This is a genomic window from Streptomyces sp. NPDC058401 (assembly GCF_042722885.1).
GTDB lineage: Bacteria > Actinomycetota > Actinomycetes > Streptomycetales > Streptomycetaceae > Streptomyces.
This window is the reverse complement of sequence record NZ_JBHXKA010000033.1, coordinates 54,940-70,330: the sequence shown is the minus strand read 5'-3', so window position 1 is coordinate 70,330 and position 15,391 is coordinate 54,940. Positions and strand designations below refer to the sequence as shown.

Here is a 15,391-nt window from a genome sequence, read left to right as displayed (position 1 = left end):
CGGACCGACGGGCTCGACAGCCCCGACGGGAGCCCCTGGACAGTAAGGGCCGGCCGGACCGACGGGAGCACCGGGCCGACCGGGCCCGACCGGGCCGACGGGAGCTCCCGGCACCCCCGGCACGACCGGCACGACCGGCGCACCTGGAACCACCGGGGCCACCGGAGCCACCGGAGCCACCGGGGCCACCGGGGCCACCGGGGCGACAGGCCCCGCCGGCCCGACCAGCCCGACCACGGTCCTGTCGGCCACGTACACGGTGGAGGCGGACGGCACGAATCAGTACTTCGAGCTGAAGTGCCCGGCCGGCCAGGCCCTCACAGGTGGCGGCTCCAAAATCAACAACGCGGCCGCGATGCTGAAAACCGTCGCCAGCGGCCCCACCGACGACGGCACCGGGTGGGGCGTGGTCGTCCTGAACCAGGACTCCGCCGACCACGACATCGTGGTGCGCGTGGTCTGCATCCCCATCGCCAAGTGAGCAAGAGGCCGGCTACGGCGACAAGCCGAAGCCGGCCGGCCCTGCTTTCGTGGGTACGAGGAGGCCCTGGGCAGGCATGAAGCCGCGCTGAGGTGGCGCCCGCGTCCTGGGCGGCGAGCAGCCGCCCGCGAGCTCGGGCGCCGGGCGCAGGGCGGGTGAGGGTGCGCGCAGTGCCGGGCCCCGCCGACACGCAGGCGCGATCCGGTGTCCGGTTCACGCTCTCGGGTAGTCATGGCCCCGCGGCGGGTACTCCCGGCCCGGGAGCTCGACCGCCCCGTACAGGACGATCCGCTCAAACGCCGACAGCTCCCCCGGCCGACCGTCGGCGGCGGCTTCGTCGATCGCCTTCGACAGCCGCATCGAGCGCTCCTCGTAAGCCTTCGCCCCCACCGAACAAGCGAGGACCGGTACGCGTCCGGGAGCGGGCGGCGGTGGGGTGCAGCGGGGTGCGGTCCAGGGTGCCCGAGCGCCACAGAGTGTTCAGGACCACGGCGCCAGCGTGGCCACGATGCGGGCGTGTTCGGCCGGGCGGACAGCCTGCGTGTGGGGGCGGGTCGCGGCCGGGGCCGTCCTGGACCGATGCGAGGCACCCGAATCGCTGCCGTCACCATGATCCACTAGTCGCCGGCTGGTCACCGCTACCGCAACAGCGGAGGCTGCGCTCCATCTCCGGCGAGATACAGCTTCATGGCGCACTCGTCTTCGGCCTCGACGAACACCTGCTGCCCCCAATGGGCACTGAGACGGTGGGCGACATCGACCAGTCGGCGACGCTCCTCCGGGGAGTAGGCAGGAAACCGGACCCAGCCCCGTTCGGCGATGACGTTGCCGAGGTCACTGAACAGAACCGCTCTTGCACGCTGTTCTTCCTCCTCGGTCAGCGGCGTGGAGCTGCCTTCCTCGGGCTGCACCCGAACGTTGTACAGGTCTCGGATCACTGGCTTCTCCAAACCGGCGGGGGCCGTTCCCCAAGAAGATACCGGCCCGGCCATGGACGCCCACCCGCGCCGGCCGGTCTGCCGCAGCCTCGCCCTTTACGTGCCCGCGCCTTCGCGGTTACCTGGAGGGCACGCGTACGGGTCACGGGGAGGCGGGCATGGCGGGCTGTCAGGGGGGATGGGCGCGCGGGCTCTGGCGGACCGCAGTGGCGCTGGCCGTGCCGCCGCTGACCGCGGCCCTGGCGTTCGGGGTTGCCTGGGAGTCGGCGTACGGGTCCCTGGGCGACTGGGGGTTCTTCCTCGGCGGGCTGCTGCTCCCGCTGGTACTGCTCGGCGTGCACGCCGCCCTCGCCGCGCGGCGCGGAGCCGCGCTCATCGCCATGTCCGCCCTCCCTGCCGGCCTCGGCGCCATCCTGGCACTTGCCTCCGTGGGGCACAGCGCGCTGGAGGACCGGGGCGTCGAGATCAGCTGCACCGTCCTGAAGGTCACCGAGCACACGGAGACGGAGTCCTCCATGGACGGCCAGGGCCACTGGACCTCCACGACCCGGACTTCCTACGACCACCGCCTGGACTGTCCCGCGGGCGGCCCGGAGCACCTGGACACCCCCTCGCAGCTCGCGAAGGAGGGCGAGTTGCTGGCGGTGGTGCACGACCCGCAGGGCAAGGTCTCCCCGCGGGCTGCCGGGGACGTCCACGACCAGGGCTTGCGCACCGCAGCCGAGGTGGCAGTCGTGGTGGCGGTGCTCCTGGGGCTGGCCGGCGGAATCCGGGAGGCGTACGAGAAGCGACACCGGAGACCGCGGAGGCCAACAGGACGGTGAACGCCCGCCCGAGGGCGGCCCCCCTCCAGCGTCCCGGCGCCCTGGCCGGCAATCCGCGCTGTACCGAGTGCCGCAACCAGGCCGGCATCACGGTCAGCGGCCTCAGTACTGCCGGGGACGGCATGTCGGTCCACCGTGCTCCTGGCCGCAGTCCTGAACAGCTCGACCGCGGTGAAGTCCGGCGTCGCCCAGGTCGGCCGGCATCCCTGTCGGCAGCGCCACTCGGTCCCCGCGGCCGGACAACAGTCCCCGAGCCGGGGACACCCGCTCACCCCCGCCACCACCGGCGGTCAGCGGACCTCGACCGTGACGTACGAGATGTTCTGCCTGTACGCGGCGGCGCACGAGACCTGCGAGTTCTGGTACCACTGCGCCCACGGGCCGTAGAACGTGTACTTGTACCCGTTGACACCGTCCAGGCACGTGATCACCACGCGCTGCTGACCGGGTCCGTAGTGACAGGTGGAACGCGCGGTGGCGTGGTCCGGCTTCGTCCACGTACAGCCGTGCGGGGCGGCGCTCGCCGGCGTGGCGAACGTGACGGGCACCGCGACGGCCGCTCCCGCGAGGAGCAGCCGCGCCGTGAGCAGCCAGGGCATCTTCTTGCGGTCGCGCATGGGAGTCCCTTCCGATCGGTTGCTTTTACGGTGATGCGTGCCGCTTCAGGCTAGAAGCAGAGCGGGGCCGCACGAGGAAAAACGGAACCCTCTGGCTCAAATGCGACCCTGCGGCGCCGGACAGGGGCCACGGTGAGCTTGCCGGCGTCGGTGACCGTGCCCCCGCCGTACACCGAAACCCGCGTGCCGGAGGCGGCCTTGCACGCGGTATCGCGCTTCACGTTCCTGCCCGAGCGCTCCAGCACGACTGCGCGGGTGTCACAGCTGTCGAGATGCTCGGCGCCCTGGCTGCAGCTCTTCTGCCGAATCGCTTCATGGACCTTCGGCGTCCAAGCTTTCCGCTGCGTCGAGCAGGTGGCTGACCCGCGGCTCAGTGCTCGCAGAGGGAGAACTCCCGTTCGTAGAGCTGCTCGTTGTGTTCGTCCACGAAGAACTTCCTTTCCCGCATGAGTTCCTCGCGGTACGACTTCGCTTGCTCCAGGGTCATGGTCGACGAGTCGGACCAGGGCTGCTGCGGCGGTACGTCGGAGGTCGAGACGATCCGCTCCGCCGGGTCGACCAGGAAGAACGCGAGGATCTTGCGGTGTCCCGGGCGGGTGGGGTCCTCAAGGCGGAACGCGTCGACGCGGTGCTGCAGGACGTTGGGGAACGCCAGGCAGCGGCCCGCCGGGGTCGGTACCGAGCCGAGCGGCTGATTCAGCGCGTCCTCGTCCTGGAGGCCATAGACCTCGCGCAGTCCGGCGTCGTCGTTCTGCTCGTAGTGCGGGTCGTCGAGTGCGGCCCGGAAACCCAGTCGGCTCTCGGTGGTGTTCTCGCTGTCCCAGTAGTAGATGCCGGTCGATACGATCCGCTCGTTCAGCATGCCCTCGACGTGCCAGGAACCGCCGGGGTACTCGGGCTGGTCCGGGGAGAGGTGGAGGGTGGCGAGCTTGACGATGACCTGGAGCCGGCGGCCGCGCAGGTCGACCCGGGTGGAGGCGTCGGGCAGTGCGGGCGGGCTGTAGGCCGGGGCGTCCGGGACGATCGGGCTGCGGTCCTCCCGCCAGGCCTCATAGGCCGCTTCCCAGGCATCGCGGGCGTCCATGTGGGCCGCGTCGTCGCTGTAGGCCGACCGGATCGGATACTCCGGCTCCGAGTCGTACCAGCTGTAGGGATCGGCCTCGATCCGCAGGGGCCGCGGGTGCCGCAGATCGGTGAGCACGTTCTCGAACAGCGGGCGCAGGCGCGCCAGCACGTCCGGCAGGACGTTCGCCAGGGCGCGATGCTCGTCGGGGTGGACGTTGTTGACGTACGAGCGGAAGGCGACGGCGCCGTCGTCAGTGACGTCGACGTCCGTGGGCAGCCACTGGAACCTCTCCGAGAACTCGTACTTCGAGTAGTGGTTCGTCGGGTTCTGCCAGGCCCGCTCGGGACCTCCGCTCGCTTCCCTCACCAGGCAGAACAGGGAGGGGTGTACGAGATCCAGCACCTGGCCGTCGGATCCGGGATGCCAGTCGCGCTCCGCTTCGGGGACCTCTTCCAGGACCCGTACCGCATCGCGCAGCCTGGACCTGAGCTCCTCGTCGACGAGGGTGTCCGACTGCCAGACTCCGTCGACCGCGGACACCTCAATGCCCGTGTGCGGGTCCCGCAACGCGGCGTAGTGCCCCAGCTCGGCGAGAACGTAGCGCATCTGGGCTTCGGTCAGGCCCTGCTCCAGCGCTTCCTGCGTCCACCTGGCGACGATGTCGGCGTCCTTCATCTTGTCGAACCACGCGGGCTTGGCGCGCAGGTGCGAGCTGCACTCCATCATCTGCAGCTCCCGAAGCGTCCGGGGTGTCGCGAACGCCCGGGAACGGGAGGTCTGGAAAGGCAGCGGGAAGGCGGACAGGCCGGTCACTTCTGGTGGTCCTCACGGTCGGTGTGCGGTGCCCGGAAGAATAGCCCGGCCCACTGACAACGCAGCCAGGGGGAAGGGTTGCAGGGGGTGGGCGCATCCCCAGGACCTCGCTCTCTGGATCGTCCCTGAGGTACCGACCCCGGATCTAGGCCTTGCGATAGGGGCCGTCCCCATCGCTGTCGTACTGGGGCGCGTCGAAGACCAACCAGTACGGCAGCTCGCGACTGGGCCCGTACCGACTCAGGAGTGCGGCGGCGGGGTTGGGGGGCGAGCGCGTTGCGCGCAAAGGTGCCTGGCTGGTGCGGAGGTGGGTGGGTGCAGGAACGCCGGGCGCGGCCTTCGCCGTGATCGGGTTCACCGAGGCTGGTGCTGGCGGTTCGGGACGGCGCTGCCGCGGCGGCTTCTTCCTGGTCTTCAGCCACAGTGCGAAGTCACGGGCCTCGACCCGGCTCGCGAGATATCACGGCACGTCCACCGCGTGTAAGAACCGGACCCACGCCAACGACTCATAGGCGTAGGACCGCAGCGACGCCGGACTCGCGTCGTCGGCGAGCATGTTCCGTGGGTCACTCCGGGCTTCCACGTTCCAGGCGGTCCCGGGCGCGGGCCTGGATCGCCGCGGTGACACTCGCGTACAGATCGCTGACGAGGGGATTGCCGTGAGCGGCGACAGCGTCCAGGGCCTCACGGAGCTGGAGCAGATGGGTCGTCGCGGCGCCGTCCAGCCGGTGTTCGAGGGCAGCGGTCAGTTCGCTCGTCGCGCGGACGTAGGTGCCGTCGCCCTGCCGGACGTCCAGCAGGCCGGTGTGGCAACGGGCGTGAACCGCTTCCCGGACGGTGTTGCGACCCACGCCGAGCACCTCGGCGAGGTCCGGCTCGATCGGGATCTTTCCGCCGAGGGGCCATTCGCCGCTCTCGATGGCGTCCCGCATCCGTTCGATGGTCCGCCGCAACAGCGTCGACACCGCTTCATCCCTCCGGTCCGGTGGTCTGCGTTCCCGTGTTCACCGGGAGGGCGCCTTCGCGTCGGGGGCGGCCAGAGTGGTGAAGGCCGTACGAATTTCCAGGGCCGCGCCGGCCAGGGGGCTGTCGTCGGGGAGGTCGGCCGGCGCGCGCGGAGCGACGGCGGATCCGGGTCCGGTGAGGGCTCCCGCGAGGGTGCGCAGGGCGTCGGCGACGGCGGTGATGTCGGCGGGTGGGGGTGGGGTGGCGCCGTGGTCGAGACGGGTCGCGGTGGCGGTGACGGATTCGAGGGCGTGCTGGAGGCATTGGAGGAGGGGTTCGCGGGTGGTGGCGTGGGTGCTGATGGGGGGCGGTTCGGTCAGGGCGTGCTGGAAGGTGGTGCGGGCGCCGGCCAGGCTGCGGTAGGCGCGTCGGCGGGCGGTGGAGCGGGCGAGGGTGGCGTCCCGGTCGCCGGGGGTGATCCGCTCGGCGTAGGAGGCGGTGTCGCGCAGGGCCTGGGCGAGGTCGGTGCCGGTGAGGGTGCGGTAGCCGACGGGCCAGAAGAGGTAGCCGGCGGTGAGGACGATGACGACGCCGAGGAGGGTGTCGATGATGCGCGCACCGACCAGGCTGCTTCCCTGGTGGCCCATCATGTCGGTGAAGAGCACGATCAGGATGGTGATCGCACTGGTCTGCAGGGCGTAACTGCGGGCCGAGGCCAGGGGAAGGGCGAGGGCGGCCAGGGCGATGACGGGCAGCTCCCACCCGCCACGGGGCACGACGGTGAGGACGAGTCCGGCCACCAGGGCGCCGCCGGTCGCGCCGAGGGCCCGGAGCAGGGCGCGGGTGAAGACCGATCCGGCGTCGGGCTTGAGGACGAATGTAACCGTGAGGGCGACCCAGTAGGAGCGGGGCAGGTCGGCCACGGTGACCAGGGCTTCGGCCAGTGCGATGCACAGGGCCAGGCGCAGCCCGTAGTGGAGGCCGGCCGGGGTGGCGAACAGGTCGCGGGCGCCTTCGCGCAGCCGGCCGGTCCACCCGACGGCGGGGGCCGCTGCGTGGTGGTGCTGGTGGTAAGTGCCGTCGGTGTCGTCGGTGCCGGCGTGGACGCCGGTCGCGTGTCGCAGCGCCGCGTCCAGGGCCTCCGTCTCGCCGCCGTGGCGGGCCAGGCGGGGCGGCGGGGCGGGCTGGTCGGCGGCAATGGCGCGGGCCAGGGCGCGTACGGCGGCGGAGGCCTCGGAGGTGACCGCGCGGTCGGCGCGCTGTGCGGCGGGGAGGGCTTCCAGCAGTGGGGTCGCGGCCTGGAGCTGGGCCAGCAGGGCGCGCAAGTGCGGATCGCGGTCGGGGTGGCGGGTGCGGCGCAGCAGGAGGAGGTCCTGGGCGCTGTTCACCGTACGGGTGACCGTGGTCATCGCCGGACTCCACCGGTCGGTGCCGGCGGCGTCCAGGGTGTCGGCGACCGAGCGGTAGACCGCGGCGACGGCCAGGCGCTCGGGGGCCCGGCGGCGCAGCGGCCAGCCGAGCAGGGACAGTGCGCAGACGACCAGGCCGCCCGACATCAGCAGGAGCGGGGCCTGGAACCATTGGCCGGGCATCGGGGTGTCCGCACCGATCACGGCCATCAGCAGGAACAGCATCCCCGCCAGCGAGGACACCGGCCCGATCGCGCTCACCACCCCGGAGCCCAGGGCGACCGCGGCCATCGTCGCGACCACCACCCAGCCCCGGCCTACGACCAGCGCCCCCAGCACCCATCCCACCGCGGAGGCCACCTGCGGCACAGCGATGTTCAGGAACCGCAGGTGGTAGGCGTCGTAGGTGTCGCACAGCACCGCCCCGATGGCGCCGATCGAGAGCAGCACCCACCAGTCGTAGTGACCGGTGACCACTGCCAGCGCGGCGGGAACGGTCAGCGCGACCACCGAACGCGCCATCGCGGGCCACGGCGGACGCGCCGTACGCGGACGGACCGCACGCACCAGCCAGGGCGGCGGCGAAACGGCCGTGGTGACAGAACTGAACCGGGACATCACAACCTCGTTTCGCCGTGCCGGCCGACCGCCGGAAGGCCGCCGGGAGCCGGCGACAAGACAACCCATAATGAAAACGTTGTTCAATAACACTGTATTGCATGTATGGGGCAACCACCCGGGCCCTTCGGCCTGATCCTGCGCCCCCGAGCGGAGCACCGACACCGCGACCGCCACCGCCATCCCGGCTGCGTCCGCCGCTGCGGCCATCACGACGGACCGGGCCCATCACCGACAGCAGGCTGTCGGCGACCTACGGAGCGTCCGCCACGTCCGCCCAATGCTCGGCATCCACGTGGCCGTGTCCTGGTCGGACTTCTGCCGGTTCGAGCGGAAAGTCACGCAGACGAGCGTCACCTCGGATCCGAGGTCGTTCGCGTGCCGGCGGCGCCGCTCGGTCGTCCAGGCGTAGCAGCCAGCCGGCGGGGAGCGTCATTCGAATCGTGCGGGATTTTTGGTTCATGAGCAGCGGACGGGTCCGGGCGGGTGGGTCAGAGGCCGTCGCGGCGCCACTCGTAGCGCCGGGCCGAGAAGAGGTAGTCCTCCTCCTCAAGGGAGCCGGGCTGCGGCGGCCCGAGTCGACGTGCCGCTTCCACACACCGTTCGTCGTCGTGGTGGGCGAGCCCGTGCACAGCGACGACCTGGACCTCGCGGTCCGCGTCGTCCAGCAGCGCGGCCATGGCATGCGCGAGGACAGGATCGCGGTCTCTGCTTTCTGCGACCTTGATGCAGGCGTGCCGCCGCACCGTCGCATCCGCGTCCGTCATGAGCACCAACAACGCCTTACGGACATCATCGGGGAAGCATGTCCGCTCAGGTGACGTGCCGAATCCGTCTGCCACCGTGCGTCGGACACCGGCATCGGCGTGGTCGGCATAGGCCACCAGGGTCGCCTCCGCACGCACATCGGCGTGCTGGCCGAGCGCGCCCAGTACCCGGGTGAGGACAGCCAGGTCCGTCTCGTCGGCCGACCATTCGGTGAAGATCTCAAGAGCGGGGGCGGCGAACGCGTCCTCGTCCCTGTCGTCAAACAGATGGGTGAATCTCAACACTTCGGCACCGAACAACCTGTGGGACGGCTCCGGATGTGTACGCAGGGCCGCGGCAGCCTCCCAGGTCACGTGGTCGCGCCGGCCCGCGAGCAGGAGGACGGCCCGTCCCCATGCAGAGTGGTCCGGGTCGTGGGCCAATGCGCGTGCCATCAGCTCCTCGAACGAGGCACGGATGCCGAGCAGCTCCTCCACGTCAGTGAGGATCGCCGAGTGCCCGTTCCTGACGGACATCCCCCCGAGGGCGAACTCACTGACGGTGTCGTGTTCGTCATCCTGGACCTGGGTGCGTACAAGCTGATCCGAGGAACCCGTTCGACGCCGCAGCTCGGCTTCCACCCCCGCCTCATGCCAGCGGCACGCGAGCTCCCGCATCTCCAGGAGCTCGGACTCCGGGTACCTGGCCCGAATCCCGTGGTCCAGGAGCGCCTCGACCAGCGCGGGCGAACCAGAGTCCACCGCGTCGCGCAGTGCCACCAGCTCATCCGGCCGGCATTGACTTGAGTCGGCGCCGTGGTGGAGCAGCAGCTGCGCGATATCCCCGGCGTGCATCCGGACCGCCAGGCTGAACGCGGCCTCCCGCAAACCGGAGTAGTAGTCGCTGTCCTCACGCAGCAGACTCTTCACCAGGGCGGCGTCTCCCGCCCGAACCGCCGAGATCAGCGCGGAGTCACCATCCGCCCTACTGCCCGCACCCGTATCCACGCCCGCACCCCTGCTCCTCGTCGTGTTCTCGCAGCTCAAGATACGTCTGTCGAAACCGGCTCAATGTAGAGAGACAGCGTCGGCACCGGCAAGCGGCTCGGGAACCGGAGCTCGCGTCCGCAACGGCCACTCGGAGTCGTGGAGTTCCGCGAGCGGGATCATGTCGTCGATATCGATCCCGGCCGGGCCGGAGACGGCCACCGCGCCCGTCACTACAAGGTCCGTCTGCAGTCGCCGTGACTGAGGAGGGTGGTCAGTGTCCTGATCCGGTGTCGGTATGGGTTGTGTCGGAGTATTCGTCGTCGCCGTGGGGCGGCAGTACTTCGGGGACTTCGTGGGTGTACTGCTGGGTCTCGGCGCGGATGTCGGCGGCGGTGACGGCGACGGCGACGGCGACGAGGCAGAGTGCGATGACGGCTTCGGCCCAGAAGGTGCCCACGTAGTCGAGGAGCGATCCGATCGGCGGGTTGCCGGGGCGGAGGGCTTGAAGGCCGCGTTGGCGTCCCGCAGGGCAAGGCCGACGGGCACCGGCTTGCCACCGGCCTCGGCGGCGAAGCCGATGTTGGTGGTGTACCGGTCGAAGGGGTAGTCGGAGACGGACGAATCGTCCAGGGAGACCTTCATGTCCTGGAAGCTGGTCCGGTGCCCCGCCTCCAGCGTGATGTCGCCCTGGATCAGCGAACTGCCGCTCACCCGCATGTCCACGGCTGGAGTGAAGGGGTCCCCGGGCTCGTGGAGCCGACCCTGAGGGAGAACGAGGACGCAGAGGGTCATCTCCCCGCGCGACGGGGTCGACCTTCTGCACGGTGGCGGTGACCTCCGCCCGGTCCACCTCGTTACTGCCGACCTTGTACGACCGCTCCCGGGCGGATCGCTCGTTGTAGTAGGGCCCCACCCCGACCAGGGCCGCGAGAAGGACCACGGCGACCATGAGCAGGTTGCGGGACAGCCGGGACTTCGGCGCGAGACGGCGGGCCGACACGGCCCAGCAGCACTGGCCACCCCGGGATGCCGTAGGACGGCACATCCCGGAGGCGGGGCCGCACTCGGTCGGCCTTGTCGGCGTCCTGCTCGGCTTGCCGACGGACGATCGGTTCGTGGCTGGTGGCTGGTGGCTCAGTTGGTGCGGGGGGCTGTCGCGTGGCGCGTCTGCTGGACCAGGACGGTGGTGGCGCGTTCCAGGAGTTCGCAGAGCGAGGCGTGTTCGGAAGGCGTGAACGCGTCGGTGAGTGCGCGCTCAAGGATGATGACTTCCTGGTAGGCGCGGTCCACCAGGGCCTGACCCTCGTCGGTGAGAGTGGCGATCTGGACCTTGGCGTGCACGGGGGACGTCTCGCGGCCGATGAGGCCCTTAGTCTCCATGTTGGTCAGCACGCTGCTCATGCTCTGCTGCGTCACTCCACAGGACCGGGCCAACTGGGCTCCGGACAGGCCGCCTTCGCGCACGAGGACCAACAGCACGGTGTACTGCGTCATGGTCAGACCGTAGCCACGCAGTACTGCCTCATGGTGCGCCATCAAGGCCTGCTCCGAACGCCTGATCCGGGTGCAGAGGTCGTTCTCGATCGGGGCTTCCACTGGGCACTCCCACTCAATGAACAGGTTCATGAGTTGACTCAGGAACCTTACATAGATACTGTCTCGACTATAAGGATACTGAGTCAACACAGGGGGCTGTAACCATGAAGGCTGTCGTTCTCGACACCAATGACCACTACCGGGTCGTCGAACTTGACGAGCCCACCCCCGGCCCCGGCCAGGTGGCGATACGGGTCGCCTACGCCGGGATCCAGTGGGGCGACACCATGGTCCGGGACGGTCACTTCCCCGTGCCGCGCCCCTTCGTCCCCGGCTTCGAAGCGTCCGGACACATCAGCGCGGTCGGCGAGGGCGTCGATGCGACCCGTGTCGGAGAGTCCGTTACGGCGCTGACCATGGCCGGCGCCTACGCCGAGGTGGTCCTGGCTCCTGCCATCCTCACGCTGGGCGTCGGCGACATGCCGTTGCGGACGGCCGCAGGTTTCGGGTGGGGCGCACCGACGGCCTACGACCTGATCAACACCGCCGCACATGTACGGCCCGGTGAGCGCGTACTGATCCACGCCGCCGCCGGCTCGGTCGGCACCCTCGCCGGCCAGTTCGCCCGACTGGCCGGGGCCGATCGGATCGTCGGTGTGGTCGGCACTGCCGACAGGGCCGACTACGCCGCGCAGTTCGGGTACGACCAGATCCTGCTGCGCAAGGAATTTCCGACCGGGCTCGGCGAAGAGAAGTTCGACGTAGTCCTGGACCCGGTCGGTGGTGCAACCCGCCGCACCGGACTCGACCAGCTCGCAGCACACGGCCGTCTGGTCGCGTACGGCAACCTCTCCACCTACGAACCCGTCCTGGCCGACGCCAACGACCTGCTCACGCTCGGCAAATCGCTCCTGGCCTACAACAGCGTTCTGCTCAGCCAGACCCACCCCGAACGGCTCGCCGACAGCGCCCGCCGCGCACTCGACCTCATCTCTGACGGCAAGGTCCGCACCGACATCACCGCCGAGTACGCCCTCGGCGACGTGTCCACGGCCGTGCAACGCCTCGCCGAGGGCACGACCCGAGGCAAGAGCATCCTCCGCGTCGCCTGACCACACGACCAGTACGAGCACGACTGCCTGACAGCCCGTCACTGCCGCCAGGCCGCTGACATCAACCCGGCACATCGCACGCGGGGCCTGGAGCAGGCGACGCAGCCGGGGCGCGGTCCCGGGGCGCCAGAGCCCCGCGGGCCGGCCAGGACCACGGCGCCGGCCATCAGCGGCAGGCGCATCGCGAGGGCGGCGGACTGCGCCGCGCCGCGCCGCGCCGCAATGGCCCGGCCGCGGCGCTCCTGACGCTTCCCGATCGCTCAGGCGACTCGCTTGTACTTCCGAACCGCGGTCTTGCCCTGGCTGGACAGGGTGACCGTCATCCCGTCGGCAGCGAACTCGGACACGGTCCGGCTTGCCTTCCCGGCCGCCGTGAAGTCGTGGACCAGCTTGTTGCTGCCCTCCACCGTGAAGACCGAGACCGCGTCGGTCCCGAAGAACCGTGTCGTGGTCTCGGCCCCGGAAGTGAACAGGGCCTCCTCGTTGACCAGCTCGGACAGCGTCCTGACGCTCCACTGGCCACCCGCACTGCTGATCTCCGCCGACGGGCTCACCATGCTGAACGCCTCGCGATGGGCATCGCTCACCCCCGCCGCCTCAAGGAACGCGTCATACGCCTTGTCCTTGGGGTCGGACAGGAGCTCGTACTTACCGACGATGGCACTCAGCCAGCCCACCGGGCCCACGCCGCAGTACCGGAAGCAGGAACGCGACGGCCCGGCCCCGACACCTTCCCAGTACCTGGCGTGCAGGGACCGCGGCGGGCCGACAAGCTGGGCGCGGAGCGGTGGGCGGAGCTGCACGCGCCGAGGATGCCGGCGAGCCGAAGCGCTCGCCGCACGCGATCCGGACTGGAACCCGGGCGAGAACGGCCGGGCGGTGGACTGGCAGCGGCGCCACGCCTACCTCCACCAGGTCCTCACCGACGTCGCCCGCCTGACCGCGATCGTCCCCGGGGTGACCCGGCACGGCGATGACATCGGAGGCCGGCTCGGCGCCCCCGCCCGGTAGAGCGCGGTTGGCTTTGCTGGTGGGTCTCGGGTTCTGGCGCAGATCTTGGGGAGCGGTCGCGGAGCCTCACCGCAATGCATCCGAGTACTTGCTGAGCCCGCTGCTGTCGGCGTACACCCGAACGTGCACAGGTGGGTACACGTTTACGTGCCCGTCTGCGCGGGGTGCTCCACGGGTATCACAGCCCGACCGACGACGGTTCAACCCGCCGGGCTATCCGCCCCGTCACCGCGCACAGTACCGAGCGGAATGCAGTTGCCCGGGACCCCGTTGCGCACTCCCTCGCACAGCTGGGCACGAGAGAGGTCGGCCTTCTCCGGTACCAGCTGCCAGGCACGGATCCAGTACGCGGTGTCAGCCTTCAGGTCTCCGAACTGGTTGTATACCCCTGCGCTGTAGTCCTGGGCGCGCATCTGCTCCGCGGTGAAGTATTGGCCCCCGTCGTCCATGCTGCCGCAGCTGATCTTGGTATCGGCCTTCTGGGCCGCCTTGCAGCCGTCGTACTGGACCACCCAGTAGGCCTGGGGGTGCGGGGCTTTCATGGGACGCCCCGGAGCGCCGGTGACCTTCAGGAGGAGCTGGACGTGCGTCAGGCCCTGCGGTGCCGGGGACTGGGGTGCGTCGGGGCTGAGCAGGGCGTCCACGATCTGCACCGAGTGCGGATACGGCCCTGCCTTCACGGACAGCACCGACCCCCGAGCCTCGAACCAATCGACGGACGCGGCGGACGGCTGGCTCACCGTGGCGGACGTACCGGGCGTGACTCCTACATCCGAGGCGGACCTGTCCGATTGCCCTGAGCCTCCGCAGGCAGCCAGAAGCCCACTGCAAGCCACGGCGAAGCCGCCTCGCACCCAGCGGATGAGACGTATGCGCCCATCGCTCTCCATCAGCCGCCCCCTGCACCGTGGTTGCCCGCCAGGCCATCCCACTTGATCTTGGAACCACACAGTAGCGAAAGCCGTACCTGGCCGCGCACATTCAGATGTACGCCGACAGCTGCAGCCAGCTGACTGACTCTCACTCAAGTCGGGCCACCCCGTTCCCTGGGCCGACTCAGAAGATCGCTCCAGGAGGTCCGCTTGTTTGTGTCCGGCGTCGGACCGTGACGGCGGACACCGATGCTCTCGTGCCCCCTCGGCGTGGCTCAGGAGGCTGAGGCAGCCTTCTGGATACGGGGGACGAAGACCTGGGCCAAGGAGTTGACGGTGGCCGGGTCCAGAGAGCTGCCTCCCGCGTCCTCCACCCTTACCTGGGCGATGATCGTGCCCAGGCACATGGTGAGGTCGAGGCCGTCCAAGCTACCGGCGTTGCGGTAGTACGCGTGCCCCTCGACGCCGGGGACCGAAGCCACCTCCGCCTTGGCGTATTTGGCCGACCACTCCTTCTCCTTGCCGCACGCAGCTTCGGCGGCCTTCTTGTCGGCATAGGCCTGGATGTCGAAGTAGGCGTTCTCGCCGGCCGCCTCGAACTTCACCGAGCCGTCCGCGATGCCAGTGCAGTCCCAATGCGTGTCCGGACCGCACTCCGCCGCGGACTTGGGCTGCTCCTGGAGCTTCGCGCGGCCAGTCTTCGGCTCCCAGCCTTTCATCGCCCCCGGGTCGGGGAGTGCCTGCCGGATCCGGTCCTCGGTGTTGAACACGGTGTCGAAGTCCACCTTGCCACCCTTCGACTTGCCCGAACCCTCTCCAGTGCCCGCGCCGGCGCCTGCTGCCGACGTGTCGCCGGTCTGCCGCTTCTCGCCAGTCGGATCGGAGCCGCCGACTCCACAGGCGGCGGCGAAGGACGCCAGCACCATCAGGACCGCCGCCATCAACCGAATGCCGGACCTCAACTGCAGCGCCTTTTCCCCCGAGTTCATCGGACCAGCCCGTAAGGCTGTCGCATCGTCAGGTGATCCTGGCAGTTACTCCCGATGATGATCAAACGGCGTCCAGCCTCGGAGGCGGTCGCGACGTCTGATCCACCCTCGGCATCGGCCTGCGACTGGGAGACGCCGGGGAGTGGACGTACGCGGTCGAGTACGGTGGCTGGCCGTACGAGTTCGGGCCGCTGGCACCGGTCTCGCGCGACGGTGCGCACATCTGCCTCCTGGAATACGAGGAGGGGAACGGCAAGCCGGTCCCGCCGCAGTTCGAGTACTTCCACGACGGCAGCCTGCTGAGCTCCTGCAACCTGTACCTGGACGCTTCGTGGGGTTACCAGGGGGTCGACGGCGATCCCTCGACGGCCGCCCGCCTGCAAGAGCTGCTCACCGCTGCCGGACTCCCGGACCCGGAGCGAGG

15 protein-coding genes and 2 pseudogenes are annotated in these 15,391 nt (G+C 69.9%); 4 read left to right on the top strand and 13 right to left on the bottom strand.

Annotated elements, in window-relative coordinates:
• The first annotated feature begins 259 nt into the window (after positions 1 to 259).
• Positions 260 to 481, top strand: a complete 222-nt coding sequence (locus tag ACFWNV_RS15265) for a hypothetical protein (RefSeq protein WP_383946115.1) — start codon at positions 260 to 262, stop codon at positions 479 to 481.
• Between the two features lie 213 nt (positions 482 to 694).
• Here the strand turns inward: ACFWNV_RS15265 and ACFWNV_RS15260 are convergent, their stop codons facing one another.
• Together ACFWNV_RS15260 and ACFWNV_RS15255 are read right to left on the bottom strand one after the other, a co-directional pair.
• Positions 695 to 871: a hypothetical protein gene (locus tag ACFWNV_RS15260; protein WP_383946112.1), complete on the bottom strand. Its 177-nt coding sequence runs from the start codon at positions 869 to 871 to the stop codon at positions 695 to 697.
• 248 nt (positions 872 to 1,119) lie between these two features.
• Positions 1,120 to 1,419: a hypothetical protein gene (locus ACFWNV_RS15255; protein WP_383946109.1), complete on the bottom strand. Its 300-nt coding sequence runs from the start codon at positions 1,417 to 1,419 to the stop codon at positions 1,120 to 1,122.
• Positions 1,420 to 1,577: 158 nt separating this feature from the next.
• Between ACFWNV_RS15255 and ACFWNV_RS15250 the strand changes: the two genes are divergently transcribed.
• A complete protein-coding gene (locus ACFWNV_RS15250; RefSeq protein ID WP_383946106.1) occupies positions 1,578 to 2,243 on the top strand; it encodes a hypothetical protein in 666 nt (221 codons plus the stop codon).
• A 290-nt stretch (positions 2,244 to 2,533) separates the two neighbouring features.
• Here the strand turns inward: ACFWNV_RS15250 and ACFWNV_RS15245 are convergent, their stop codons facing one another.
• The 8 genes and pseudogenes from ACFWNV_RS15245 to ACFWNV_RS15210 all read right to left on the bottom strand — a co-directional run bounded on the left by ACFWNV_RS15245 (position 2,534) and on the right by ACFWNV_RS15210 (position 10,983).
• The gene (locus tag ACFWNV_RS15245; RefSeq protein ID WP_383946103.1) at positions 2,534 to 2,860 is read right to left on the bottom strand and encodes a hypothetical protein; all 327 of its coding nucleotides are present in this window, start codon (positions 2,858 to 2,860) and stop codon (positions 2,534 to 2,536) included.
• Between the two features lie 370 nt (positions 2,861 to 3,230).
• Positions 3,231 to 4,739, bottom strand: a complete 1,509-nt coding sequence (locus ACFWNV_RS15240; RefSeq protein WP_383946100.1) for a DUF4246 domain-containing protein — start codon at positions 4,737 to 4,739, stop codon at positions 3,231 to 3,233.
• Between the two features lie 566 nt (positions 4,740 to 5,305).
• On the bottom strand, positions 5,306 to 5,704 hold the full coding sequence (locus ACFWNV_RS15235) for a FadR/GntR family transcriptional regulator (RefSeq protein ID WP_383946097.1): 399 nt from the start codon (positions 5,702 to 5,704) through the stop codon (positions 5,306 to 5,308).
• A gap of 39 nt (positions 5,705 to 5,743) precedes the next feature.
• Entirely contained in the window at positions 5,744 to 7,615 is a 1,872-nt protein-coding gene (locus ACFWNV_RS15230; protein WP_383946094.1) for an FUSC family protein, read from the bottom strand.
• 587 nt (positions 7,616 to 8,202) lie between these two features.
• A complete protein-coding gene (locus tag ACFWNV_RS15225; protein ID WP_383946091.1) occupies positions 8,203 to 9,387 on the bottom strand; it encodes a hypothetical protein in 1,185 nt (394 codons plus the stop codon).
• Between the two features lie 331 nt (positions 9,388 to 9,718).
• Positions 9,719 to 9,937: pseudogene (locus ACFWNV_RS15220) on the bottom strand (hypothetical protein); the annotation flags it as partial.
• 24 nt (positions 9,938 to 9,961) lie between these two features.
• Positions 9,962 to 10,239, bottom strand: a pseudogene (locus ACFWNV_RS15215) (DUF4436 family protein); the annotation flags it as partial.
• A 342-nt stretch (positions 10,240 to 10,581) separates the two neighbouring features.
• Positions 10,582 to 10,983, bottom strand: coding sequence for a MarR family winged helix-turn-helix transcriptional regulator (locus tag ACFWNV_RS15210; protein ID WP_383946120.1), 402 nt, complete (start codon positions 10,981 to 10,983; stop codon positions 10,582 to 10,584).
• Between the two features lie 164 nt (positions 10,984 to 11,147).
• Here ACFWNV_RS15210 and ACFWNV_RS15205 point away from each other — a divergent pair, with 164 nt between their 5' ends.
• Complete coding sequence (locus tag ACFWNV_RS15205; protein ID WP_383946088.1) at positions 11,148 to 12,095, top strand: zinc-binding alcohol dehydrogenase family protein; 948 nt, start codon at positions 11,148 to 11,150, stop codon at positions 12,093 to 12,095.
• A gap of 260 nt (positions 12,096 to 12,355) precedes the next feature.
• Here the strand turns inward: ACFWNV_RS15205 and ACFWNV_RS15200 are convergent, their stop codons facing one another.
• Complete coding sequence (locus ACFWNV_RS15200; protein WP_383946086.1) at positions 12,356 to 12,898, bottom strand: lipocalin/fatty-acid binding family protein; 543 nt, start codon at positions 12,896 to 12,898, stop codon at positions 12,356 to 12,358.
• Between the two features lie 76 nt (positions 12,899 to 12,974).
• On the opposite strand from ACFWNV_RS15200, the gene ACFWNV_RS15195 reads away from it, so the two are divergent.
• Entirely contained in the window at positions 12,975 to 13,106 is a 132-nt protein-coding gene (locus ACFWNV_RS15195) for a hypothetical protein (RefSeq protein ID WP_383946085.1), read from the top strand.
• A 200-nt stretch (positions 13,107 to 13,306) separates the two neighbouring features.
• Here the strand turns inward: ACFWNV_RS15195 and ACFWNV_RS15190 are convergent, their stop codons facing one another.
• Both ACFWNV_RS15190 and ACFWNV_RS15185 read right to left on the bottom strand, forming a co-directional pair.
• Positions 13,307 to 13,759: a hypothetical protein gene (locus tag ACFWNV_RS15190; RefSeq protein WP_383946083.1), complete on the bottom strand. Its 453-nt coding sequence runs from the start codon at positions 13,757 to 13,759 to the stop codon at positions 13,307 to 13,309.
• A gap of 494 nt (positions 13,760 to 14,253) precedes the next feature.
• Positions 14,254 to 14,967: a hypothetical protein gene (locus ACFWNV_RS15185; RefSeq protein ID WP_383946080.1), complete on the bottom strand. Its 714-nt coding sequence runs from the start codon at positions 14,965 to 14,967 to the stop codon at positions 14,254 to 14,256.
• Positions 14,968 to 15,391 lie beyond the last annotated feature (424 nt).